The organism is Klebsiella sp. MISC125, assembly GCF_051131775.1.
Classification (GTDB): domain Bacteria; phylum Pseudomonadota; class Gammaproteobacteria; order Enterobacterales; family Enterobacteriaceae; genus Klebsiella.
In genome coordinates this window covers 436,686-452,826 of the sequence record NZ_CP180448.1, presented here as the reverse complement: position 1 = coordinate 452,826, position 16,141 = coordinate 436,686, and the positions used below count along the sequence as shown (strand labels likewise).

Below are 16,141 nucleotides of genomic sequence, written 5' to 3'. Positions count from 1 at the left end.
GAAAATTGACTCCTCTGTTCAAAAAATATGAACGAGTACAGAGGAGCCATCGTGGCTTATCTGGCGAGGGTTATGGTTGAGGGTGATGGCTGTTCAAAGCCGCGTTCAAGGATCTCCATATTGGTGAGAGCTTCAGATTCCTTGACGAAATTCGGCTGACCGCTAACGATTGTGTCATACAGCGAATCATAGACGCGACCATAGTCACCGGTTTCAACCGGAATCTCTTCCCGCACGGTTTCACCCGCCTCATTGACGTACTCCAGCAGGCCGAGCGTGTCGTCCGCGCCGAATCCCGGCTCGCCCGGCATAATGTTGGCCTTAAGGCTGGTCTCCTGCTGGTCAATACCGTATTTGATGAACGAGCCTTTATGGCCATGAACGATGAATTTTGGATAGGGCAATTTCACCAGATGGCTGGTTTTGACGACCGCCTTCAGGTTGCCGTAGAACAACTGAGCCTCAAAAGTATCGTCCGGATTGGCCTGGTTGCGCACGCTACGAATGTCATACGACACGTGATCCGGACGGCCAAACAGAGAGATAATTTGGTCCATGGTATGGACGCCCAGACCGTAGAACGCGCCGTCCTGCGGCAGTCCGGGTTTCCCCCCATCCACCGGGCGATAGTTGTCGAAGTGGCTTTCAATCTCGACAATTTCACCGAGTTTTCCACTCTCGATAACCTTTTTGGTGGTCAGGAAGCAGGAGTCAAAGCGGCGATTCTGGTAAGGCGTGACCGTCAGCCCTTTGCTTTTCGCCAGCGAAAATAGCGCCTTCGCCTCTTCCAGAGTTGGGGTGAAAGGCTTTTCGACCAGCACGTTTTTGCCCGCCTCCAGCGCCCGTTTCGCATACTCAAAGTGGCTGTCAGCATGGGTACAGACAATCACCAACTTGACCTGCGGGTCATTGAGTATCTCATCAAGGTCGCTGGTGAAATGGATATGTGAATACTGCGGCGACTGCTCTTCCGGCTTTGCGCTGCGGCGGAAGATATGCGCCACATGCCAGCGGTCTTTACGGTGCAGTACATAGGGAAGATGGTAGCGGGTGGTGCTTTTGCCAAATCCAATAAATGCGCAGTGCAAAGTCATAACGCTGTCCTTAGTTAAGGTCTCTACTATTAACCATAGCGCAAGCTGGTAGCGAACTTAACCCTCTATTTAGAGTAGCAAATTCTTAAATGTTAAATTTATCAATCAAATTCATTGACCCCACTGATTAAATTACGGATAAGAGGAATTCTCGGGAAAAGAACATTTTTTATCCAGAACGTTCGCGGGCATGACGCCACTTCGCGCTCACCCTTTCCCAAATACGATGACTAAAGGAGTAGCCATCTCATTCGCATGGAAAGCAAGTATATCGCCTTAAACAGCGCCCTTCTCTTCTGGCTTCTTGGCCTGATGGCCTGGTGCTTTGAGTCTACGTACATAGCCTTACTATCAGGTTCTTTCTCTCTGTCATCCTTCGTTTTTCATTTTCAATACCATCGGGTTAACCATATGTTTAAAAAGAATAAAACTACTGAAGCTACGCCACCAGCTGTGAGTACGCCAGCCCCCGTCACTACTCCCCCGCAAACAGTGATAAAAAAGCCTGCCGCCACGATTATCGCCAGCGGCATCCGCTTTGAAGGAAATATCATTGCGGAAGGAGATGTTGATATTTACGGTACCGTAAATGGCAATATCGACGCTAAAGACAGCCAAATAAAGATTATGACCGGTGGCCTGGTCGAGGGGAATATCCTCTGTCGAGAGCTGATTATTGACGGCGGCGTCATCGGCCAGTGCAACAGCGACACCATCGAAATCGACAAGAACGGCAAAATCACCGGCACGTTAGCCTACCGCACGCTGGCTATCAAAAAAGGTGGCGTATTTTCAGGCCAGGCAGAAGTACTGCCGCCACTCGCAGAAAAGAGCAACGTCGTGGGGTTTATCACTGATACCACTGCGGAAATCAAAGATAAGGCTGAGATACAAAGCGCAGAGGTTGCGCAGTAACCCTCTTCCGGGAGTTGGCTGAAAAAAGAGCAAAAAAAAGCCAGCACCCGGCTGGCTAAAGTAATACTGGAAGCAATGTGAGCAATGTCGTGCTTTCAGGCTTTCCGCAAGGGTCTCCCTGAATGCAGGACAATAATAATCATTCTCATTCGCACTTGTCTACTCCTTTTTGCAAAAAATAGTCGTTGACGCATTTTTTAAAGTCAGTGATGTTTAAAGGGACTTTTAGCCAACTAAGGAAATGAAGAATGAGTGACATAGTGATACGCCATGCCGAGCCACGCGATGCTGAACCTTTACGCCAGCTGACTTCGCATCCGGAGGTCTATCACGACACGTTACAGCTACCTCATCCTTCTATGGAAATGTGGCAGGAGCGCCTGCTACCGAAACCCGGTAGCCGTCATCTGGTCGCCACCATCGATGAACAGGTTGTCGGCCACCTCAAGCTGAGCGTCGAGCCTAATCCTCGTCGCAGCCACGTGGCGACCTTCGGCGTTAGCGTTGCGTCGCAGGCACACGGTCGCGGCGTTGGCAGCGCGCTGATGCGTGAAATGATTAATCTGTGTGATAACTGGCTACGCGTCGAACGCATCGAGTTAACCGTATTTACGGACAACCCATCCGCTATGGCGCTTTACCGCAAATTTGGCTTTATTGTGGAAGGAACCGGCAAGAGATACGCCCTGCGCAACGGCGAGTATGTGGATGCGTACTTTATGGCGCGACTGAAGGGGTGACCCTCACCCTAACCCTCTCCCTAAAAGGAGAGGGGACCGTTTCGAGCTGTAGTTTAGATCGCATACAGCCCTGCCTCTCCCACAGAGCACCATAGCTAAGATCGCACACAGGCCCCGCTGTCCCCCACTCCCTTCCAAGGTGTACAGTCCGGGTGAGGGTGAAACTAATACCCTGCCGTTAAATCATCTGGCGAACGCGGATCGGATGCGCCATACAGCGTGCCATCCGGGCCGACCATAATACTTTGGGTGCTGCCCATCGCCTCCTTCAACGCCACTTTCTGTCCTTTTCCCTCCAGCAGCTTCAGCGTATCCGGGCTAAACCCCTTCTCCACCCGCAGCTCATCCGGCAACCATTGATGATGGAAGCGCGGAGCATTGGTAGCTTCTGCGACGTTCATACCGAAATCGATGGTATTCACCACCATTTGCAGCACGGTGGTGATAATACGGCTGCCGCCGGGGCTGCCGGTCACCAGCCAGGTTTTGCCATCTTTCACCACGATGGTCGGCGACATCGACGACAGCGGACGCTTTTTCGGCTCGACGGCGTTGGCATCGCCGCCCACCAGCCCGTAAACGTTCGGCACGCCGGGTTTCGCAGAGAAGTCATCCATCTGATTATTCAACAAAATGCCTGAGCTCCCCGCCACGATACCGGTACCAAAGGTCGTATTCAGCGTATAGGTGACCGCAACGGCGTTACCGTCTTTATCCACCACCGAGAAATGGGTGGTTTGATTGCTTTCATACGGCGCCAGCTTGCCGGGGCGAATCTGGCTCGACGGTTTCGCTTTATTCACGTCGATCTGTTCGGCAATCGATTTGGCGTACGCTTTGCTGGTTAGCGCCTGCCACGGCACTTTGACGAAGTCCGGGTCACCAAGGTATTCCGATCGGTCGGCATAGGCATGTTTTTCCGCTTCCGCCATTACCTGCATGGCGTCGGCGCTGCCGAAGCCGTACTTATGCATATCGAAATTTTCCAGGATATTGAGGATCTGTACGATGTGAATGCCCCCGGATGAAGGCGGCGGCATTGAGAAGACCTGGTAGCCGCGATATTCGCCGCTAATTGGCGTGCGCTCGACCGCTTTGTAATTTGCCAGATCCGCTTTGGTGATAAGCCCGCCGTTATTCTTCATTTCTCCGGCAATCTGGTCGGCAATCACGCCTTTATAGAAGGCATCTGGCCCCAGCTCGGCAATCAGTTCCAGGCTTTTGCCCAGCTGTTTTTGCACCAGTTTATCGCCCTTTTTCAGCGGCTCGCCGTTTTTCCAGAAGATGGCCCGGCTGTTGGCGTGCTCGGGGATCACTTCGCTACCGTAGGTTTTCAGGTCATCGGCCAGCGCATCGTTGACGATGAAGCCCTCTTCCGCCAGCTTAATCGCTGGACGAATAACCTTGTTCAGCGGCATCGTGCCGTATTTTTCCAGCGCGAGGGAGAAACCCGCAACCGTGCCCGGCGTGCCGGAGGCCAGATGCGATGTCAGCGATTTTTTGCTGTCCGGGTTACCCTGAACGTCGAGAAACATATCGCGGGTGGCCTGCTCGGGGGCCATCTCACGAAAATCGATCGCCGTCGTATGACCGTCTTTGGTACGCAGCATCATAAAGCCGCCACCGCCAATATTACCGGCCTGCGGGTGCGTGACCGCCAGCGCATAGCCCACCGCCACGGCGGCATCCACGGCGTTGCCGCCCTGACGCAGAATATCCACGCCGACGTTGGTTGCCAGCGCATCGACCGAGGAGACCATCCCCTGCTGCGCGCGAACCGGGTGAAAAACATCTTCCTCGACACCATAAGATACCGGAGGCGGAGCGGGATTTGCCGCGACGGTAAAACTGCCGCCCGCCAGCAAAGCAGCGATGACCACCTGACGCCAGCGCGTTGTTTTTATCATTGTCATACTCCTGAATATGTTTTTATTTACACATAATCCTGGATGATAAGTCTTAAAAAATCATTGTTATGCCGGAAAGGGGGTAAACTTAACTCATGCCACTCACGTGGAGGAGAGAACAATGAAAGCACTTTTATTTCTGGCGGCGCTGCTGCCTTTGAGCGCTTTAGCACAACCGCTCAACGTCGATAACAATCCCAACCAGCCGGGGTACGTGGTGCCCAGCCAGCAGCGGATGCAAAACCAGATGCAGAACCAGCAGATGCAGCAGCAAAACAAGCTGAAACAGGATATTCAGAACCAGTCGCGCACTCAGCAGCAGCATTTACAGACGCAGTTGAATAACAATCAGCAGCGGGTACAGCAGAATAACAACCTGAATCGTCAGCAGCCTCTGCCGAACAATAACGGTGGGATGTTGCAGCGGCAGACGACCCCATAAGGGCCGCCTGTCACAGATTACGCCGGGAAGTTGGGACCGATAACGTCAATCGCATCGGTGCAGATGCAATCCACGCCCCAACGCAGCAGCTCGGCGGCGCGCTGGGGTTTGTTTACGGTATACACGAGGATGTGCAGGCCCGCATCTTTCAGGCTCGCCACGCGCGCTTCATCCAGCAGTTTATGATTAAGATGGATTGAGACGCAGCCCAGACGCGTGGTCAGTTCGCGCCAGTCATCCCGCCATTCATCCAGCAGCAGCCCGCGCGGCAGTTCAGGCGCAGCTTCTTGTGCCGCTTCCAGAGCATCGATTTCAAACGACGAAAGCAGCGGCGGAGTCATTCCCTGCCAGAATTCACGGGCCGCCAGCGCCACCATTTTACCTGTCAACGGGCTGGTACCAGTAGTAGGCTTAATTTCGATATTCGCCATCATGCCGTGCTGACGGCAGCGCTCGGCCACTTCAATCAGCAGCGGCAACGGTTCACCTTTGAACTCACCGCTATACCAGCTTCCGGCGTCCACTTTCAGCAGATCCTGCCATGCCAGTTCGCCCGCCACGCCCCAGCCGTTACTGGTCCGTTCGAGGTTGTCATCGTGGAGTAAAAAAATCAGCCCATCTTTCGATAACTTAGCGTCAAACTCAATCATCGTATGACCGTAGCGAGCGCCGGTATCGATAGCCGCGAGGGTATTTTCCGGAGCCAGTTTACCGCCGCCCCGGTGGGCGACGATATGAGGATAAGGCCAGTGACTCATGCGCGTTGTCCTGTTTCACTATCAAAAAGATGCAGATCCCCCGGCGGCAGATGTAGCCACAGAGTGCAGCCCGCCTGTGGACGCTGCAGATGCGACAGCCTGACCACCAGCTTCTGTTCGCCCCAGCGCCCGTGGGCGAGGTTATCGGCACCTAAAATTTCCAGCGTATCCATCACCAGCGGTACGCCACCTTCCGCCTGCGAGCTTAATGCAAAATGTTCCGGGCGGATACCGAGCGTCATCTTACGCCCGGCGTAGCGGCGATGCTCGCTGTTCATTGGCAAAAGCATTCCGTCCTCAAGCTCAAAGCGGCTACCGTCATCGCTGACCCGCCCTTTCAGTAGGTTCATTGCCGGGCTACCGATAAAGCTCGCCACAAAGAGGCTGGCCGGTTTTTCGTACACTTCAATCGGCGTGCCTATCTGTTCGGCAATCCCCTTATTCATCACCATCACCCGCTGAGCGAGGGTCATCGCTTCGACCTGATCGTGAGTGACGTACAGCGAAGTGGTTTTCAGACGGCGATGCAGCTGTTGCAGCTCAAGGCGCATCTGTACGCGCAGCTTGGCATCGAGGTTGGAGAGCGGCTCATCAAACAGGAATACCGCCGGGTCACGAACGATGGCTCGCCCCATCGCCACGCGCTGGCGCTGGCCGCCGGAAAGCTCGCGTGGGCGGCGCTTTAGCAGACCGTCCAGCTCCAGAATTCTTGCCGCCTCCTGCACGCGCTCGGCAATTAATCCCTTGCCCATGCCGCGAATCTTCAAGCCCCAGGCCATGTTCTCTTCCACGCTCATATGCGGGTAGAGGGCGTAGTTCTGGAACACCATCGCGATACCGCGATCTTTCGGCTCCATTTCAGTAACGCGCTTGCGGTCAATCCAGATATCGCCGCTGGTCACTCGCTCAAGCCCCGCCACCATCCTAAGCAACGTTGATTTCCCGCAGCCCGATGGGCCGACCATCACGATAAATTCTCCGTCCGCCACGTCCAGCGTTAACGGTTGAATGACCTGGGTTTTGCCATCCCAGCTTTTCGTTACTGCCTGTAGTTTTAAACCAGCCATTTTATTTCTCACTATCGACCAGGCCACGCACAAACGCGCGCTGCATGGCTAAAACGATGACAACCGGGGGAATCAGCGTGAGCAGCATCGCCGCCATCACCTGGTTCCACTGCGTAGTGCCTTCGCCGGTGGCAATCATGCCTTTAATGCCGGCGACGGCGGTGCCAAGATTCACATCCTGAATAATCAGCAGCGGCCACAGGTACTGGTTCCAGCCGTAGATAAAGGTGATTACGAACAGCGCCGCCAGATTGGTTTTCGACAACGGCAGCACGATATCGCGAAAGAAGCGCATCGGTGACGCGCCGTCGATACGAGCGGCCTCAATCAGCTCGTCCGGTAACGTCATAAAGAACTGGCGGAACAGGAAGGTGGCGGTGGCCGAAGCCATCAACGGCAGCGTTAGCCCGGCGTAGCTATCGAGCATTTTCAGGTTGGCGATGACTTCCACGGTCGGGAAAATACGCACTTCAACCGGCAGCATCAGAGTGATGAAAATCATCCAGAAGAACAGGTTACGCAGCGGAAAGCGGAACCAGACGATGGCGAAAGCGGAGAGCATTGATACCGCGATTTTGCCCACCGTGATGCCGAAGGCCATAATGAAGCTGTTGAGCATCATCAGCCAGAACGGCGCGCTGTTGGCCCCGACGCCGTTCACCCAGATGGTTTTCATGTTGTCGAGCAGGTGCCCGCTGGGGATCAAGGTCATCGGCGTTTCAAAGACCGCTTTGCTATCCAGCGTCGCCGCAACAAAGGCGACATACAGCGGGAACAGGATTACCGCGATGCCTAAAATCAACATGGTGTGGCTGAAAATCGTCAGCCCGCGACGGTTCTCAATCATTGGTAGCGCACCTTACTTTCAACGTAGCGGAACTGCACCACCGTCAGAATAATGACGAGGAACATCAGCACTACCGACTGGGCGGCGGAAGCCGAAAGGTCGAGCCCGGCAAAACCCTCACGGTAGATTTTATAAATCAGCGTTGTCGTTGCCTGTACCGGCCCGCCGCCGGTTGCGGCATCGATAACCGGGAAAGTATCAAAAAAGGCGTACACCAGGTTCACCACCAGCAGGAAGAAACTCACCGGGGCGATCAGCGGCAGCGCCAGTTTGAAGAAGCGGCGAACTGGCCCGGCGCCATCAATCGCGGCGGCTTCCACCAGCGAACGCGGGATAGATTGCAGCGCGGCGAAGAAGAATAGAAAGTTGTAACTAATCTGCTTCCATACCGAGGCGAAAACCACGAGGAACATCGCCTGTCCGCTGTTCTGCGCGTGGTTCCAGTCGTAGCCAAGCTCGCCGAGAAAATGGGTAATCAGCCCGCGCCCGGGGTTGAACAGGAAGATCCACAGCACGGCGGCCACCGCAGGCGCAACGGCATAAGGCAGCAGCATTAGCGTTTGGTAGAAACGGCTGCCGCGCACCACGTAATCCACCAGCGCGGCAAAAAATAGCGAGATCAATAGGCCGCTGAAGGTAACCATCGTACTGAACTTGATCGTGGTCCAGAACGAATCAAGATAGTACGGGTCGTGGAATAGCATCAGGAAGTTATCCAGACCAACAAACTGGCTGGAGAGCCCAAAAGGATCGACGCTCTGTAGCGAATACCACAGCGCTTCGCCCGCAGGCCAGATAAAGAAGATAACGGTGATGACCAACTGTGGCGCAACTAATGCGTAGGGCAGCCAGCGGGATTTAAACACCGGACGGGATGATGACATGAGAGTTTGGTTCCTGAACAGCGCCGGGTGGCGGCTTCGCCTTACCCGGCCTACGGTCTTGTAGGCCCGGTAAGCGTAGCGCCACCGGGCATTTTGTTAAGACTTCGTCGACTGCTCAAAACGGCGCAGCAGCTGATTACCGCGTTCAACGGCGGAGTCCAGCGCCTGTTGCGGCGTTTTCTTACCGGTCCATACGCTTTCCAGTTCCTCATCCACGATGGTGCGGATCTGCGGCATATTGCCCAGGCGCAGGCCCTTGGTAAACGGCAACGGCGGCTTGTTCAGCATCTGGCGCGTAGCGATATCAGCACCCGGGTTCTTATCATAGAAGCCCTGCTCACGGGTCAGGTTGTAAGCGGCGGTGGTAATTGGCAGATAGCCGGTTTTCTGATGCCATTCGGCAGCATTTTCTGGTTTAGCGAGGAAATCGAGGAATTTAGCGACGCCAGTATAAGTTTCTTTATCTTTACCCTGCATTACCCACAGGCTGGCCCCGCCGATAATGGCGTTCTGCGGCGCGCCCTTCACGTCGGCATCGTACGGCATCATGCCAACGCCGTAGTTGAATTTGGCGTACTGACGGATATCCGCCAGGGAGCCGGAAGAGGCGGTAGTAATCGCGCAGTCGCCGTTATAGAACTTCTCGGTGGACTCGTCTTTACGCCCGAAGTAGCTAAAGTCGCCCTTCTTGTTCATCTCTTCGAGCAGGGCGATATGTTTCACCTGCTCCGGCTTGTTGAACTCCAGCACCGCATCGGTACCATCAAAGCCGTTGTTTTTGGTGGCGACCGGCAGACCATGCCAGGCGCTGAAGTTTTCAATCTGAATCCAGCCCTGCCAGCCGCTGGCGTAGCCGCACTTCATACCCGCCGCTTTCAGCTTGGCGGTATAGGCTGCCAGATCCTGCCAGGTTTTCGGTGGCTGTTCCGGGTCTAAACCCGCTTTTTTGAAGGCGTCTTTGTTGTAGTACAGCACCGGAGTGGAGCTGTTAAACGGCTGGGAGAGCAGATGGCCGGTTTTGGAGTCGGTGTAATAACCGGAAACGGTCGGCACGAACTGCGTCTCATCAAACTTGATGCCCGCATCGCTGAATACCTGATAAACCGGTTTAATGGCTTTGGAAGCCATCATCGTCGCGGTCCCTACTTCATAGACCTGCAAAAGCGCCGGGGCGTTGCCAGTACGGAACGCAGCGATACCCGCGCTCAGGCTCTGCTCATAGTTGCCTTTGTAAACCGGAACAATTTTGTAATCAGGATTGGCCGCGTTGAAACGTTGCGCCAGTGAATCAACTTCTTTCCCTAACTCCCCTTCCATCGAATGCCAGAACGGAATAGTGGTTACCGCCAGGGCTTGTCCGGCAAACGCCAGGCTGAGCGCCAGTCCTAAAGCTGTATGTCGTAACGATTTCATCGGTTATCTCTCTTGTTGTTCCGGATGCGCGATTTCACGCGTTTTATGCTCGCGGGGGTAACATGACATGCTCGAATGACAGAAAAATAACTATTGCATTACAAAAATATTACAATAAATTGGCGAAAACATGATGAAACGGTGAAAAAAAAGTGGCAGGGAAATGGCAAAGCGAAAAAGAGAGGCAGGCCAGGCTACAGATAAAAGGGAATCTGTAGTTAAATAAGGTTCGTTAAAAAGCACTCTCCGGCGAACCGTCACAAGGAAAAATATGAAGACGCTTCATAAACCTACCGAGCGCGTTTTACTCATTCTGGAAACATTAGCCAACGCGGATGGGATGACGCTTTCTGAGCTATCGCTCAAAACGGACATTTCGAAAGGAACGATTTTTCCCATCCTCAAATCATTACAATACCGAAAATATATCAGTCACGACGATCGCAACGGTATTTACACCCTGGGGATCTCATGCGCGGTACTGGCCAGCTCAACGGTTGAAAAAGAATTCTGGCTTAAAATGATCAACAGTGAAATGCACACGGTGGTCAATGAGTGCAATGAGGTTTGCCAGCTCGGAATTCTGGATGACGCCTGGGTGCTTTACGTTGATAAAGTGCAGGGTGAGCAAACCGTACAGCTGGTCTCTAAGGTAGGAACGCGTCTCCCGGCAATTTGCTCTGCGTTGGGAAAAGCACTGCTGCATAAGCATCGCGACGAAGAGATTCTGGAGCTCTATCCGCAAGGTCTCCCTTCAGTCACCGCTCGCAGCGTGACGGATATGGCTCAGCTTCGTCAGCAGTTAGTGCAGGTCGCAGATAACGGTTATGCCATGGACGATCGGGAAATCAACGACGATACCATCTGCTTCGCCGTCCCCCTGCAGCAGAAAGGCATCATTCTGGCAGCAATTAGCGTCTCATTACCTTCCTTTCGCGCCACTGATGAAAAAACCCAGCAGGTCATTCGTTCGTTAAAAGACGCGAAAGACAGGATTGAAAGCGTGCTGAACAAGCTGCCCGATATCAAAAATTACTAATTCATTCACAATGCAATGCCGCAGGAATTGTGATTCCCCACACAATACCGATATTTAATCATTCGCTGCGGCACCTGTTCTTTCTGCTTATTCCCCCATCCATTCATTGACTTAATCAATTATCCAGACGTCTTTTTCGCCATTTGACTTCGCATTCATAGCGTGTTTTCTTATGTTAAGTCGCAAATACAAACACAGTTTGTATATACGAACAAACAAGAGGAAAAATATGCAAAGTCGTTACATCACACCAGCAATAACGGTTTTTGATGAACATGGCAGGCTGGATCCTGAAGGGAATTTCCGTCTGTACGATTTCATTAAAAAAAGCGTCTCGGGATTTGTCGTCATGGGCAGTACCGGTGAGTTTTTCTCCCTGGATATGAAAACCTCCCGTCAGATAATTCAAATGGCGGCAGAATTCCCACGCGAAGGTATAAAGGCCTATGCGGGCACCAGCCGCATGGATATTGACGAGTGCGTAGAGCTGGCAAACTACGCCGACGAATGCGGGCTTGATGGCGTTATGATTATCAGCCCCTGGTACTTCCGCCTGACTGATGAGGGAATTTATACATTTTATAGCCAGATAGCTCGCCGTACTGCCGCCAAAATCTTCATCTATAACTTCCCGGAACGTACCGGTTATTCCGTCTCGCCCGAAGTCTGTTTACGCCTCGCCAGAGAATTCCCCAATATTATCGGTCTTAAGGACACAATTCCGGACACCAATCATACAGCGCAGGTTATTCGCCAGGTAAAATCTGAACTGCCATATTTTGAAGTCTATGCCGGTTATGACAATAACTTTGCGCACAATATCTTGTCAGGAGGAGATGGATGTATCGGCGGGTTATCCAATATTTGCCCGGAGATCTTCCGCGACTGGATGCAGGCATTTAACGATAACAATCTGGACCAGATTTCACTATTCCAGAAAAAAGTGGATGATTTAATGGATATTTACGCGGTTAACGATCCGTTCATTCCCACATTTAAAAAATCGTTACAGCTACGCGGAATTATTCAGTCCGATCGCTGCACACCACCTTTTAACACGCTCTCAACCGGCCAGACCGAAAGTATTCAGCGCATACTTTCCCGGGCTGGTATTGCCATTAATGCCTGACCTCAACGCGGAGGTATTATGAAAACGATCACAGCTTACGACAACCCGGTATTGAATTCCGCGATTACTAAATCATGGAAGCGCCTGGTGCCACTGATGTTTATTTTATACTTCATCGCCTTTATCGACAGGGTCAACGTGGGATTCGCCAAAGAGGCGATGCAGGTGGATATTGGGCTCTCTAACTCCGCCTTTGCCCTGGGCGCAGGGATATTTTTCGCCGCCTATGCGTTGTTTGGTATTCCAGCCAACCTGATCCTCAATAAGATTGGCGCGCAAAAATGGTTAAGCATCACCACCATCCTGTGGGGCATATTGTCTGCCCTCACCGGGCTGGTACAGACGGAAGCCCAGTTTATTGTCCTGCGCTTCTTATTGGGATTAGGCGAAGCGGGTTTTTACCCCGGCATTCTGCTGCTGGCTTCTATCTATTTCCCCAATAAGGTTCGCGCATCCGTCGTCGGCATTTTCGTCCTCGGCGTTCCGCTGGCGTTGACCCTCGGCTCGCCTCTCTCCGGCGCACTACTGGAAATGCACGGTTTTCTCGGCAGGCCCGGCTGGTTCTGGATGTTCTTTATCGAAGGGATCCCAGCGGTCATCATGGGGATCTTTGCCTGGTTCTGGCTCGACGATACGCCGGACAAAGCTCGCTTCCTGAGCGAAGAGGAGAAAAAAGCGCTAATTGAACAGCTTCAACAGGAGCAGCGACAAACCGAAACCAGCAGCGTCAGTACCGCGCTGAAAAGCCTTAAAGTCTGGCACCTGGCGCTGATCTACGGCACCATCCAGATCAGCGTTTACGGACTGATGTTCTTCCTGCCTTCACAAGTTGCCTCATTAATGGGATCCACGCTCGGCTTTAAAGAGTCGTTAGTTGCCGCCATTCCGTGGGCCTGCTCTGCCGTCGGCGTTTATTACATCCCGCGTCTGGCAGACAAAATGCCGAACCGGCGGATCCTGATTTCGGTACTGTGCATGCTGGCAGCGGCGCTGGGTCTGTTTGTTTCGGCCTGGTCAGGCCCGGTGCTGGCCATTGCCGCCCTCTCGCTCTCGGCGATCGGCTTCCTTTCCGTACAGCCTATTTTCTGGACCTTCCCGGCGCAGATTGTGTCAGGTTCAGCGCTGGCGGCCAGTATCGGCTTCTGTACCACGATGGGCGCATTTTGTAGCTTTCTGGCTCCGCTCATTCGCGTTGAGGTCGATGCCTTCTTCGGCAACGATTCGGCGGGGCTGGTTGCCCTGTCGCTTATCACCGTCTGCTGCGCACTGCTGATTGCCGCACTCGCGGGCAGAAAAGCGACAAACGGCGTCGCGGTCACCCACCACTAAAATCCTGATGCACTCATAAAAAAGGATAAATAAAATGCAGACCATCTTAAAAATTGACCCTACTGACAACTTGATCGTTGCGCTGCAAGACTTACGCAAAGACCAGCGGGTTAACTGGAACGATGAAGAGTACGTTTTACAAAGCAATGTCAAAGCCAAACACAAGTTTGCCACCCAGGATATCCAGCCCGGCGATATCGTTTCGCTATATGGCGTTCCAGTTGGCAAAGCGACGCAACCCATCACCCGCGGCGAAGCCATCACTACCGACAATATCAAACATTATGCGGCCCCGGTTTCGCTTGACGATGTTGCGCCCTATGACTGGCAGCAGCCCGATGTCTCCGCCTGGCAGCAGCGGACCTTCCGCGGGATCGTCCGTGAAGATGGCCGGGTCGCCACGGCAAACTACTGGCTGGTCATTCCGCTGGTTTTCTGTGAAAACCGCAACGTTCAGCGCGTCACCGATGCGCTAAACGACGCCCTCGGCTATGCCAATAACGGCCTGAAAAATTTCGCCCGACAGGTAACATCGGCCAGTGCTTTAAACGATAACCGGCATCTGCCCTTCCCGCATCTTGACGGTATCCGCTGTATCACCGTCAACTCCGGCTGCGGCGGCGCGACATCAGACAGCATGACAATGTGCGACGTCCTTGCCGCTTATTCCGATCACCCTAACGTTCTCGGCGTAACGGTCTTCGCGCTGGGTTGTGAAAAAGCGCGAATTGTTGATTTCAAGGCCGCACTCGCGAAGCGTAACCCACAGTTCAGCAAGCCGGTAATCTACTTCAGACAGCAGGACTGGAGTAGCGAAGAAAAAATGATGCAGGATGCATTGACCGAAACGTACAACGCAATCCGCGAAGCGCCCGTCGCTGAGCGTCAGGACGTCCCGCTCTCCCACCTCAAAATCGGCGTGAAATGTGGCGCTTCCGACGGATTCTCAGGGATCAGCGCGAACCCGGCCATGGGCGAAGTATCAGACCGTCTTGTCGCCCTTGGCGGCGCATCCGGGCTGGCGGAGTTCCCGGAGCTGTGCGGCGCGGAGGGGGATATCGTACAACGCTGCATGAATCGCGAGCTGAAAGAGAAGTTTCTGTCGCTGATGAAAAACTATGAGCATGTGGCTAACTTCTTTGGCACCACCATTGCCGATAATCCCAGTCCGGGAAATATTGCCGATGGACTGATTACTGACGCCATCAAATCCGCCGGTGCGGCGAAAAAAGGCGGCAGAGCGCCGGTGAGCGCAGTATGCGATTACGCCGAACCGATGGGCGAGAGCGGCCTTTCACTGGTCTGCACGCCGGGCAATGATGTCGATGCGGTGACGGGACTGGTTGCAGCGGGATGCAACGTCGTTATCTTCTCAACCGGGCTCGGTACGCCGACGGGTAACCCTATCGTTCCGGTTCTCAAAGTCTCGACCAACTCTACGCTGGCGAAAAAGATGCCGGATATTATCGATTACGACTGCGGGCCAATTATCGAAGGTACCCCGCTGGCGGAAATTGCCGACGGCCTGTTTGAGAAAATTATCGCCACCGCCAGCGGGACCTGGCAGACAAAAGCGGATGCGCTTGAACAGTATGATTTTATGATGTGGAAACGATCGCTGGAGCTGTAGGAATCGAGCAAAACGCCCGGCAGCTTGCTGACAGGGTTAGTTCTTGTGGAATTGCCCGGTGGTGGCTAGCGCCTTACCGGGCCTACGAAAAATGCACAATTTGTTGATATTGTGGGTTTTGTAGGCCGGGCAAGGCGTCAGCCGCCGCCCGGCAGAAACGCGAGCACAATCTTTAAACCTGGTTTGTCATCAGACTCAAACGCCCGGCATCTGCCGGGCGTTTTTACTTCATTACCCGCCCAGATAGGCGCTGCGCACCGCTTCGTTAGCCAGCAGCGCATCGCCGGTATCTTCCAACACCACGTGGCCGTTTTCCAGCACGTAGCCGCGGTCGGCCAGCTTCAGCGCCTGATTAGCATTCTGCTCGACAAGAAATATTGTCATCCCTTGTTCGCGCAGCTGTTCGATGGTGTCGAAGATTTGCTGAATGATAATCGGCGCAAGTCCCAGCGAGGGCTCATCGAGCAGCAGCAGACGCGGCTGGCTCATCAACGCACGGCCAATCGCCAGCATCTGCTGTTCGCCGCCGGACATAGTGCCCGCTCGCTGAACCCGACGTTCATGCAGGCGCGGAAACAGCTCGTAGACCCACTTGATGCGGGTCTGAAACTGGTCACGCTCGGCAAAAAAGCCGCCCATCGCCAGGTTCTCTTCTACCGTCATGCGCGAGAAGACGCGACGCCCTTCCGGCACAATCGCCACCGCTTCACGCATGATCTTCGCCGTTTGCCAGTCGGTAATATCTTTACCGTCGAAAACAACGCGCCCGCTGGAAGCGCGCGGATCGCCGCACAGCGTACCCAGCAGCGTGGTTTTCCCCGCGCCGTTCGCGCCAATCAGGGTGACAATCTCCCCCTGGTTGATGTGCAGACTGACGTTATGCAGCGCCTGAATCTTGCCGTAGTGCGCGCTGACGTTGTCAAAAGATAACATCACTTTTTCCATCT

At 53.7% G+C, this 16,141-nt stretch carries 15 protein-coding genes; 7 read left to right on the top strand and 8 right to left on the bottom strand.

Going from position 1 to position 16,141, the window contains the following annotated elements; genetic code table 11:
- Positions 1–56: 56 nt before the first annotated feature.
- A complete protein-coding gene (locus ACMYSL_RS02085; protein WP_434661267.1) occupies positions 57–1,094 on the bottom strand; it encodes an oxidoreductase in 1,038 nt (345 codons plus the stop codon).
- A gap of 255 nt (positions 1,095–1,349) precedes the next feature.
- Here ACMYSL_RS02085 and ACMYSL_RS02080 point away from each other — a divergent pair, with 255 nt between their 5' ends.
- Positions 1,350–2,009 (top strand): bactofilin family protein, encoded by a 660-nt coding sequence (locus ACMYSL_RS02080; protein ID WP_369685495.1) that lies wholly within the window; start codon positions 1,350–1,352, stop codon positions 2,007–2,009.
- 260 nt (positions 2,010–2,269) lie between these two features.
- A complete protein-coding gene (gene yhhY / locus ACMYSL_RS02075; RefSeq protein ID WP_181486319.1) occupies positions 2,270–2,749 on the top strand; it encodes an N-acetyltransferase in 480 nt (159 codons plus the stop codon).
- Positions 2,750–2,913: 164 nt separating this feature from the next.
- On the opposite strand, the gene ggt is transcribed toward yhhY, so the two are convergent.
- On the bottom strand, positions 2,914–4,656 hold the full coding sequence (gene ggt / locus ACMYSL_RS02070; RefSeq protein WP_434661266.1) for a gamma-glutamyltransferase: 1,743 nt from the start codon (positions 4,654–4,656) through the stop codon (positions 2,914–2,916).
- A gap of 121 nt (positions 4,657–4,777) precedes the next feature.
- On the opposite strand from ggt, the gene ACMYSL_RS02065 reads away from it, so the two are divergent.
- Positions 4,778–5,098, top strand: a complete 321-nt coding sequence (locus ACMYSL_RS02065; RefSeq protein ID WP_304253901.1) for a DUF2756 family protein — start codon at positions 4,778–4,780, stop codon at positions 5,096–5,098.
- Positions 5,099–5,115: 17 nt separating this feature from the next.
- On the opposite strand, the gene ugpQ is transcribed toward ACMYSL_RS02065, so the two are convergent.
- The 5 genes from ugpQ to ugpB all read right to left on the bottom strand — a co-directional run bounded on the left by ugpQ (position 5,116) and on the right by ugpB (position 10,067).
- Complete coding sequence (gene ugpQ / locus ACMYSL_RS02060; protein ID WP_304253903.1) at positions 5,116–5,856, bottom strand: glycerophosphodiester phosphodiesterase; 741 nt, start codon at positions 5,854–5,856, stop codon at positions 5,116–5,118.
- The gene (locus tag ACMYSL_RS02055; RefSeq protein ID WP_182235157.1) at positions 5,853–6,923 is read right to left on the bottom strand and encodes a sn-glycerol-3-phosphate import ATP-binding protein UgpC; all 1,071 of its coding nucleotides are present in this window, start codon (positions 6,921–6,923) and stop codon (positions 5,853–5,855) included. The genes ugpQ and ACMYSL_RS02055 overlap by 4 nt, the downstream gene beginning before the upstream one ends.
- A gap of 1 nt (position 6,924) precedes the next feature.
- Positions 6,925–7,770, bottom strand: a complete 846-nt coding sequence (ugpE, locus tag ACMYSL_RS02050) for a sn-glycerol-3-phosphate ABC transporter permease UgpE (RefSeq protein ID WP_434661265.1) — start codon at positions 7,768–7,770, stop codon at positions 6,925–6,927.
- On the bottom strand, positions 7,767–8,654 hold the full coding sequence (gene ugpA, locus ACMYSL_RS02045; RefSeq protein WP_434661264.1) for a sn-glycerol-3-phosphate ABC transporter permease UgpA: 888 nt from the start codon (positions 8,652–8,654) through the stop codon (positions 7,767–7,769). Before ugpA ends, ugpE begins: the two co-directional genes overlap by 4 nt.
- Before the next feature lie 96 nt (positions 8,655–8,750).
- Positions 8,751–10,067 (bottom strand): sn-glycerol-3-phosphate ABC transporter substrate-binding protein UgpB, encoded by a 1,317-nt coding sequence (gene ugpB / locus ACMYSL_RS02040; protein WP_181484614.1) that lies wholly within the window; start codon positions 10,065–10,067, stop codon positions 8,751–8,753.
- 271 nt (positions 10,068–10,338) lie between these two features.
- On the opposite strand from ugpB, the gene ACMYSL_RS02035 reads away from it, so the two are divergent.
- From ACMYSL_RS02035 to ACMYSL_RS02020, 4 genes are all read left to right on the top strand, one after another.
- Positions 10,339–11,106, top strand: coding sequence for an IclR family transcriptional regulator (locus tag ACMYSL_RS02035; RefSeq protein WP_181484613.1), 768 nt, complete (start codon positions 10,339–10,341; stop codon positions 11,104–11,106).
- Positions 11,107–11,335: 229 nt separating this feature from the next.
- Positions 11,336–12,235, top strand: coding sequence for a dihydrodipicolinate synthase family protein (locus ACMYSL_RS02030; protein ID WP_434661263.1), 900 nt, complete (start codon positions 11,336–11,338; stop codon positions 12,233–12,235).
- Between the two features lie 18 nt (positions 12,236–12,253).
- Positions 12,254–13,564, top strand: a complete 1,311-nt coding sequence (locus ACMYSL_RS02025) for an MFS transporter (RefSeq protein ID WP_434661262.1) — start codon at positions 12,254–12,256, stop codon at positions 13,562–13,564.
- A 34-nt stretch (positions 13,565–13,598) separates the two neighbouring features.
- On the top strand, positions 13,599–15,194 hold the full coding sequence (locus ACMYSL_RS02020) for a UxaA family hydrolase (RefSeq protein ID WP_182235161.1): 1,596 nt from the start codon (positions 13,599–13,601) through the stop codon (positions 15,192–15,194).
- 231 nt (positions 15,195–15,425) lie between these two features.
- On the opposite strand, the gene livF is transcribed toward ACMYSL_RS02020, so the two are convergent.
- Positions 15,426–16,139: a high-affinity branched-chain amino acid ABC transporter ATP-binding protein LivF gene (livF, locus tag ACMYSL_RS02015; RefSeq protein WP_110275061.1), complete on the bottom strand. Its 714-nt coding sequence runs from the start codon at positions 16,137–16,139 to the stop codon at positions 15,426–15,428.
- Between the last annotated feature and the right edge of the window lie 2 nt (positions 16,140–16,141).